10 protein-coding genes are annotated in these 7,344 nt (G+C 60.8%); 7 read left to right on the top strand and 3 right to left on the bottom strand.

What is annotated here, in order from left to right; genetic code table 11:
• Positions 1-223: 223 nt before the first annotated feature.
• The 5 genes from Q0K15_RS10000 to Q0K15_RS09980 all read left to right on the top strand — a co-directional run bounded on the left by Q0K15_RS10000 (position 224) and on the right by Q0K15_RS09980 (position 4,087).
• A complete protein-coding gene (locus Q0K15_RS10000; protein ID WP_294515704.1) occupies positions 224-1,816 on the top strand; it encodes an FAD-dependent protein in 1,593 nt (530 codons plus the stop codon).
• A gap of 157 nt (positions 1,817-1,973) precedes the next feature.
• Positions 1,974-2,618 (top strand): phage integrase SAM-like domain-containing protein, encoded by a 645-nt coding sequence (locus tag Q0K15_RS09995; protein WP_294515703.1) that lies wholly within the window; start codon positions 1,974-1,976, stop codon positions 2,616-2,618.
• Positions 2,531-3,106, top strand: coding sequence for a site-specific integrase (locus Q0K15_RS09990; protein WP_294515702.1), 576 nt, complete (start codon positions 2,531-2,533; stop codon positions 3,104-3,106). Before Q0K15_RS09995 ends, Q0K15_RS09990 begins: the two co-directional genes overlap by 88 nt.
• 60 nt (positions 3,107-3,166) lie before the next feature.
• Positions 3,167-3,622: an ATP-binding protein gene (locus Q0K15_RS09985; RefSeq protein ID WP_294515701.1), complete on the top strand. Its 456-nt coding sequence runs from the start codon at positions 3,167-3,169 to the stop codon at positions 3,620-3,622.
• A gap of 12 nt (positions 3,623-3,634) precedes the next feature.
• On the top strand, positions 3,635-4,087 hold the full coding sequence (locus tag Q0K15_RS09980; RefSeq protein WP_294515700.1) for a GNAT family N-acetyltransferase: 453 nt from the start codon (positions 3,635-3,637) through the stop codon (positions 4,085-4,087).
• 42 nt (positions 4,088-4,129) lie between these two features.
• On the opposite strand, the gene trxA is transcribed toward Q0K15_RS09980, so the two are convergent.
• From trxA to Q0K15_RS09965, 3 genes are read right to left on the bottom strand one after another with little or no spacing between them, the layout of a single operon-like run.
• Positions 4,130-4,447, bottom strand: a complete 318-nt coding sequence (gene trxA, locus Q0K15_RS09975) for a thioredoxin (RefSeq protein ID WP_130849350.1) — start codon at positions 4,445-4,447, stop codon at positions 4,130-4,132.
• 33 nt (positions 4,448-4,480) lie between these two features.
• The gene (locus Q0K15_RS09970; RefSeq protein WP_294515699.1) at positions 4,481-5,338 is read right to left on the bottom strand and encodes an FAD-dependent oxidoreductase; all 858 of its coding nucleotides are present in this window, start codon (positions 5,336-5,338) and stop codon (positions 4,481-4,483) included.
• A 3-nt stretch (positions 5,339-5,341) separates the two neighbouring features.
• The gene (locus Q0K15_RS09965) at positions 5,342-5,674 is read right to left on the bottom strand and encodes a metalloregulator ArsR/SmtB family transcription factor (RefSeq protein ID WP_294515698.1); all 333 of its coding nucleotides are present in this window, start codon (positions 5,672-5,674) and stop codon (positions 5,342-5,344) included.
• Positions 5,675-5,839: 165 nt separating this feature from the next.
• Between Q0K15_RS09965 and Q0K15_RS09960 the strand changes: the two genes are divergently transcribed.
• Both Q0K15_RS09960 and glnS read left to right on the top strand, forming a co-directional pair.
• Positions 5,840-6,316, top strand: coding sequence for a hypothetical protein (locus Q0K15_RS09960; RefSeq protein WP_294515697.1), 477 nt, complete (start codon positions 5,840-5,842; stop codon positions 6,314-6,316).
• A gap of 39 nt (positions 6,317-6,355) precedes the next feature.
• Positions 6,356-7,344, top strand: a 989-nt coding sequence (glnS, locus tag Q0K15_RS09955) for a glutamine--tRNA ligase (RefSeq protein WP_294515696.1), incomplete at its 3' end; no start/stop codon positions are given.

Below are 7,344 nucleotides of genomic sequence, written 5' to 3'. Positions count from 1 at the left end.
GGATGTGAAATCAGACGGGGTCCCCAAAACGCCCCGCGTTTTGGGGCGGCGGATGCTATGCTGTGGCAGGGTATTTCTTACTGAGATACAGGTTGGAAAACTGAAACCTTGAAAACGGGACGGCGCTCCAGCAAGAGTGCCATCCAGTTTTGATGTCATTCTTCTGAAACATCGTGGAAATTTTCGCTGTTTTATGGTAGACTCTATCCCAGGTGATACGAACATGATACGAATTTCCAACCTGTCCCTGCCTATCGACGGGGACCTCTCCGATCTGCAAAAAAAGGCCGCCAAGCGCCTGGGCATCCGTTCCGCCGACATCCGGACCTTTACGCCGGTACGTCAGTCCATCGACGCCCGAAAAAAACAGGATATCCACTATGTCTACACCGTAGATGTAGATGCCGCCGACGAGGCCGCCCTTGTTCGGCGGGCCAACGACCGGAATGTGACTCTTCACGTCTCTCAGCCCTACCGTTTCCCAGCCCACATCAGCAAACCCGACCTCATGCCGGTGGTTGTGGGCATGGGTCCCGCCGGGCTCTTTGCCGCCCTCTTTTTGGCCCGGGCTGGGATTCCCTCCATTGTGCTGGAGCGCGGCCGTGACGTGGATACCCGCACTGCCGACGTGGAAAACTTCTGGTCCACCGGCAGTCTGGACCCCCGCTCCAACGTCCAGTTCGGCGAGGGCGGCGCAGGCACCTTCTCCGACGGAAAGCTGACCACCGGCACCCACGACCCCCGCCTGTCCGCCGTCCTGGACGTTCTGATCGAGCACGGCGCACCAGAGGATGTGCGATATTCCCACAAGCCCCATGTGGGCACCGACGTGCTCCGGCGGGTGGTAAAATCCATTCGCCAGGAGCTCCAGGCACTGGGCTGTGACGTCCGTTTTGAAAATCGGATGGACGCCATCCAAACCCGGGATGGACGGGTCTGCGGCCTCATGGTGGAGGGGCCAGAGGGCCCCTATACCCTCCCCTGCCACACCCTTATTCTGGCCCCCGGCCACTCCGCCCGGGACACCTTTGCCATGCTCCATGACCTGGGCGTGCCCATGGAGCAGAAGGCCTTTGCCATCGGCGTCCGTATTGAGCATGCTCAAGCTGCCCTGTCCGAGGCCCAGTACGGCCCTGCCTGGCGGCGGCTCCCCCCCTCGGACTATAAGCTGGCCTGCCATCTGCCCGGCGGCCGCTCGGTCTTCTCTTTCTGCGTCTGCCCCGGCGGCCAGGTGGTAGCCGCCGCCTCCGCCCCTGGCCAGGTTGTCACCAACGGCATGAGCTACCGTGACCGGGCAGGCGTCAATATCAACGGCGGCCTGCTGGTAGGGGTGGGGCCCGAGGACTTCCCCGGCACCGACCCCCTGGCCGGCGTCCGCTTTCAGGAGACCTGGGAGCATGCCGCCTGGACACTGGGTACGTCAGGCGGCTCCACCCCCTTCTCTGCCCCTGCTCAGCTGGTGGGTGATTTGTTGGCGGGCCGTTCCTCCACTGGCGCCGGCGCCATCTCTCCCACTTACCGGCCCGGTGTCACCTGGATCGCTCTGGACCCCTGTCTGCCTCCTTATGTCATCGACAGCCTTCGGGCCGCCATCCCCCTTCTGGACCGGAAGGTACACGGCTTTGCCTGTCCCGATGCCGTGCTTACCGGCGTAGAGACGCGCTCCTCCTCCCCAGTCCGTATCCTGCGCGACAGCAGCGGCATGTCTTCTCTGGCCGGTCTCTACCCCTGCGGGGAGGGTGCCGGCTATGCAGGAGGCATCATGTCCGCAGCCGCGGATGGGATCAGGATCGCTGAGCACGTGGCCTGCACTTAGATCCCCTCGTTTTTACCAAATATTATAAAAATGCCCTGATTTAGCATGCTCAGTGCTATATCAGGGCATTTTTATACATTTTTAAGGCATATGCTACTTTTTTGTTCCTCCATATGCTAGACTGGATTCCTTGAATTTTTGGAAAAGAGGGGTCATTATGTCAAGGAAGAGCATTGAACGCAACATCTCCTATGATAGCGTCCGTCAGCTCTATTATGTCAACATGGACTACGGCCTGGATGAGGAGGGACGGCGTGTCCGTACCTGTCACACCTTTGTCAGTCTGGCCCAAGCCAGAAAAGCACTCCGTCAATTTGAGACAGAGCGGGACCTCTCCCGTCAGGTCCTGCCTCGGCCGATGACGCTGGACCACTGGCTGGAATACTGGATGGAAGAGGTCATCCGTCCCAACCGTGCCGAGACCGCTCTGTACGGCTACCGCAAAATTATTGATAACCACCTTTCACCGGCCCTAGGTAATATTCCCCTCCAAAAGCTTACACCGCAGGATATCCAAAAATACTACACCATGCTCATGAAGCAAAAAGGGCTTTCCCCAAATACCGTACGGCGGCATCACAACCTGCTCTCCGCCTCTCTGCGCATGGGGGTCAAACAGGATATCCTGGCCCGCTGTCCGACGGAACGGGTGGAGCCGCCCCGCCTGATCCCCTTCGAGGCCAAATTCTACGGTCCGGATGACTTGCGGAGGCTTTGCCTGCTCACAGAAGGGACCTGGCTGGAACTGGTGGTAAGCTGGCCGCCGGTCTGGGGCTGCGCCGGGAGGAGATCTGTGGCCTGAGATGGCTCAATGTGGACTTTTCCAATCGGGTGGTGCGCATCAAGGAGGCGCGGACCTCCGCCGGAGCTTCCATCATACAGAAAACAACCAAAACCCGCTCCTCCACCCGAACCCTCTATCTGTCCGATGACCTGCATGCTCTGCTTTTACGGGAGCAGCAGCGGCAGCAGCAGGCCTGCATCCGGGCCGACCGCGACTGGGACGACACCGGCATGGTGCTGTTGGACCGGCATGGGGAACCCTATGCCCCCAACGCGGTGAGCCTGGCCTTCACGCGGTTCATCCGCCGCAACAACATGCCAAAAATCACCCTCCACGGACTGCGGCACACCTTCGCCACCGTGACCTCCGCCCAGGGCGCCCCCCTCTTCGACATCGGCAAGGCCCTTGGTCATTCCACCCCATCCACCACCGGGCGGATCTACATCCATCTGCTGGACCAGACCCATGCCCGCATCCTGGACCGGGTGGCGTCGGTGATGAAGTGACTTCACAGGACAGCCCAAATCAGATATAATGGTGCCAACGGAGCAAAGGAGGACGCCGTCATGCTGGATCTCAACCATATGGAGCAGTACCGGGAGGGTAACCGCCTGGAGGCCAAGCTGGCCACCGGAGGCCTGCCCCACAGCATCTGGGAGACTTACTCTGCCTTTGCCAACAGCGCCGGCGGCATTATCCTGCTGGGGGTGGAGGAGCTGCCTGACCACAGCCTGCGGGTCCAGGGCCTGCTGGAGCCCCACGAGATGGTCCAGGAGTTCTGGGAGAAGGTCAATGACCCCACTGTGGTCAACGCCAACATCCTGCGGCCGGAGGACATCTGGGTGGCGGGCACCTACGACGGCAGCGTGGTGGTCATCCAGGTCCCCCAGGGAGAGCGTGACCAGCTCCCTATCTATTTGGGCGGCGATCCCTTCCGGGGCTCCTACCGCCGCAGCGGAGATGGCGACTACCGCTGCAACCGGGTCGAGGTCTGGTCCATGCTGGAGGCCAAGCAGCACTGAGGAGAGATTGTCATGTTCTTGCGAGACTATGAGAGCCAGGACTGTCCCGCTCTGGCCCGGCTTTTTTACGACACAGTACACTCAGTGAATCTCCGTGATTACACCCAGGCCCAGGTGGAGGCCTGGGCGCCGGGTCCAGTGGACCTGGCCGCCTGGGATGCCTCTCTTACTGTCCACCATGCCCTGGTGGCGGAGGAGAATGGCGTCATTCTGGGCTTTGCAGATATGGCACCTGACGGCTACCTGGACCGGCTCTATGTGCACAGAGACCATCAGAGCTGCGGAATCGCCACCGCCCTGTGTGACGCCTTGGAGGCCGCATCTGCCGCGGCCCGCTTCACCACTCACGCCTCCCTCACTGCCCGTCCCTTTTTTGAAAAACGGGGTTATCGGGTTGTAAAGGCACAGCAGGTGGAGCGCCGTGGGGTGTTTCTGACCAATTTTGTCATGGAGAAATTGAGATAAAAAATGGAGGTCCCACCGGGGTGGGACCTCCATTTTTTCTGCTTACAGGTTGGCGTCCAGGGTCTTGGTATAGACGTCGGCGGGCTGGACTCCCACCTTCCGGTCGATCTCCTTGCCATCCTTGAAGAAGATGACGGTGGGGATGCTCATCACGCCGTACTTGGCGGCCAGGCCGGGGTTGGCGTCCACGTCCACCTTGGCGATGACAGCCTTGTCACCGTACTTGCCGCCAATGCTCTCGATGGCGGGGGCCAGCATCTTGCAGGGGCCGCACCAGGTGGCCCAGAAGTCCACCATGGCCAGGGAGGAAGCAGGGATCTTGGCATTGAACTCAGACTCATTGAGATGCAGAACAGACATAATTCATTCTCCTTTTATCAATAAAATAATATGTCAGCTGTTGGACAGTTGATCCACATATTCGGCGGCGGCCTGACCGGCCACCAGTCCCTCACCCACCGCTTTGGAGAGCTGTAGGGGGAGCCCGGTGCAGTCACCGGCGGCGTAGATGCCGGGCAGATTGGTTCTCATCTGCCGGTCCACTGTGATGTACCCGTCCTCCAACGCCAGGTCGGGGAGCAGGTCCGTGGGAGGCATGGCGCTGCGGAGGAGGAAGATGCACTGGGCGGGGAGCTCGGTGTCATTCACCCGCAGGGCGGTCACCGTCTCCTCCCCCACAATCTCCAGCTTTCCGCTCTTCACATAGGGGATGGCAGGGACCAGATTTTTTGGCGCGTGGGCTGAGACATAGGTCACCTGACAGCCGATGCCCTGGAGAAAGTTGGCCTCCTCCGGTGCGTCGGGGGCCATGCCCACCACCACCACCGGTTTGCCCCGGTAGAGCATGCCGTCACAGGTGGCGCAGTAGCTCACCCCTCGGCCCAGGTACCTGGATTCACCGGGCAGCTTTTTCCCCCGGACCACTCCGGTGGCCAGGACCACGGCCTTGGCCATCTCCATCTCGCTGCCAATGCTCAGGTAGCATGTGCCTTCCAGCTGCATGATATTCAGTACCCGCCCGGCACAGAAATCCACTTCCATGGCCTCGGCGTGGTGCCGGTAAGCCTCCATCAGCTCCGCACCGGTCTGACCCGGCATGCCCAGATAGTTGTCCACACGCTCGGCCCGGTAGAGGGGGCTTTCCCGATAGTCGTTTCCCACCACCACCACCGACTTGCCGCGGGCACGGGCATTGATGGCGGCGCTGAGTCCCGCAGGACCTCCCCCTACCACGGCAATATCATAAGGCAACGGTCATCCCTCCTCACTCTGAAGTCCGGCGCAGGGACAGCTGTAATCCCCCGCCTCGTCTCCGAACAGGGCCGCCACTACGGCGGCGGCGCCCGGGTCGGCCACCTCGTAGTACATTTCATTTCCGGAGCGCTGACATTTCACCACTCCGGCCGCCTTCAGGCGCATCAGATGCTGGGAGATGGTAGACTGGCTCTGGCCCGTCCCCTCCTCCATACACCGCACGTTCCGGCAGCCGCCCACCAGCAGCCCCCGCACGATCTGGAGCCGCAGCGGGTGGGAGAGGGCCTTGAGCAGCTCCGTCTTCTCCTGGTACAGCGCTTTGCTGTCCTCCATGGTCCTCACCTCATTTGCTTGTTCTAATATTATTATATTCGAATATTCTAATTTGTCAACTACTTTTGAGAAAATTTTTTTGCCCCTTCGCCCCTTTCCTCCTTTCCTGGTTTTTTACGTGTTTATCGGGAACTTTACTGCGTCTCCTTCCAGGGCGACAAGACCATGACCCGCAGTGAGTTTGCTCTGGCCGTAATGAAGGCGGTCTACGGTGCGGACAAGGATACGGACTTCCTGGCCCGTGGCCAGGCCGACGGCCTGCTGCCCCAGGTGCTCACCCTGGATGCCACTGTGATGCCCCGCGGGGAGGCCTCCCTGCTGCTGGACACTGCTCTCACCACCATGTCCACCTCCAATATCCACGGCCACATGCCCCCCTGCGCCCCCTCCGGCTTCGCCATCGAGGTGGGCGGTGCGGACGTGGCCATCGTGGGTCTGACCGACGATGGCAGTAAGGCTACCACCCACTTCTCCAACACCCAGGACATCGGGTTCCACGACCAGTGGGAGGCGTGCCAGGACGTGGCGGCCCAGGCCGACGCTGAGTCCCTTTCCCGTGTCTCTTTCAGGCGTGTCCGCTGTACAGTGGACACGCCTGTTTTTTATGAGAAATCCGTTGCTTTTTTGCCGAGGGCAGGGTAAAATATAGAATTGCATGAAAACTAAAGGAGTGACAAAACCATGACCGAGGAACACAAGTCCGCCACCGGAGCCGAGACTCCCGTAATGACCCAAAACTTCATCCATGATTTTATTGACGAGGACCTGGGGCAGGGTGGGCAGTTCCAAGGCATGACCGTCCACACCCGTTTCCCCCCGGAGCCCAACGGCTACCTGCACATCGGCCATGCCAAGGCCATCTTCATCGACTTCGGCACCGCCGAGAAGTACGGCGGCCTGTGCAACCTGCGCATGGACGACACCAACCCCACCAAAGAGGACGTGGAGTACGTGGAGGCCATCCAGGAGGACATCCACTGGCTGGGCTACGACTGGGGCGACCGGTTCTACTACGCCTCCGACTATTTTGAGAAGATGTACGAGTACGCCGTGGAGCTCATCAAGAAGGGCCTGGCCTATGTCTGTGAACTCACCCCTGAGGAGTTCAAGGAGTACCGGGGCGACGTGAACACCCCCGCCCGCTCTCCCTGGCGGGACCGTCCCATCGAGGAGTCTCTGGACCTTTTCGCCCGGATGCGGGCCGGTGAGTTCCCCAACGGCAAGTACACCCTCCGGGCCAAGATTGACCTGGAGAGCGGCAACTTCAACATGCGGGACCCTGTCATCTACCGCATCAACCACATGCACCACCACCGCCAGGGCGACAAGTGGTGCATCTACCCCATGTATGACTTCGCCCACCCCATCGAGGACGCTCTGGAGGGAATCACCCACTCCCTGTGCTCCCTGGAGTTTGAGGACCACCGGCCCCTCTACGACTGGGTCATCGCCAACTGCCCCGTCCCCGCCAAGCCCCGTCAGATTGAATTCGCCCGCCTGGGCATCAACTACACCGTCATGTCCAAGCGCAAGCTCCGCCAGCTGGTGGAGGAGGGCCGGGTCTCCGGTTGGGACGATCCCCGGATGCCCACCCTGTGCGGTCTGCGCCGCCGGGGCTACACCCCCCGCTCCATCCGCAACTTCTCCGAGCGCAACGGCGTGAGCAAGGC

Source organism: uncultured Intestinimonas sp., from assembly GCF_944387245.1.
Lineage (GTDB): Bacteria > Bacillota > Clostridia > Oscillospirales > Oscillospiraceae > Intestinimonas.
Note: the sequence above shows the minus strand (reverse complement) of the source record. Positions and strands in the feature narration are given on the sequence as shown.

Bases quoted from the DNA above. Each gene is read 5' to 3' on its own strand.
- Q0K15_RS10000 (WP_294515704.1), top strand. From the start codon at position 224: ATGATACGAATTTCCAACCTGTCCCTGCCTATCGACGGGGACCTCTCC.
- Q0K15_RS09995 (WP_294515703.1), top strand. From the start codon at position 1,974: ATGTCAAGGAAGAGCATTGAACGCAACATCTCCTATGATAGCGTCCGT.
- Q0K15_RS09985 (WP_294515701.1), top strand. From the start codon at position 3,167: ATGCTGGATCTCAACCATATGGAGCAGTACCGGGAGGGTAACCGCCTG.
- Q0K15_RS09980 (WP_294515700.1), top strand. From the start codon at position 3,635: ATGTTCTTGCGAGACTATGAGAGCCAGGACTGTCCCGCTCTGGCCCGG.
- trxA (WP_130849350.1), bottom strand. From the start codon at position 4,447: ATGTCTGTTCTGCATCTCAATGAGTCTGAGTTCAATGCCAAGATCCCT.
- Q0K15_RS09965 (WP_294515698.1), bottom strand. From the start codon at position 5,674: ATGGAGGACAGCAAAGCGCTGTACCAGGAGAAGACGGAGCTGCTCAAG.
- Q0K15_RS09960 (WP_294515697.1), top strand. From the start codon at position 5,840: ATGACCCGCAGTGAGTTTGCTCTGGCCGTAATGAAGGCGGTCTACGGT.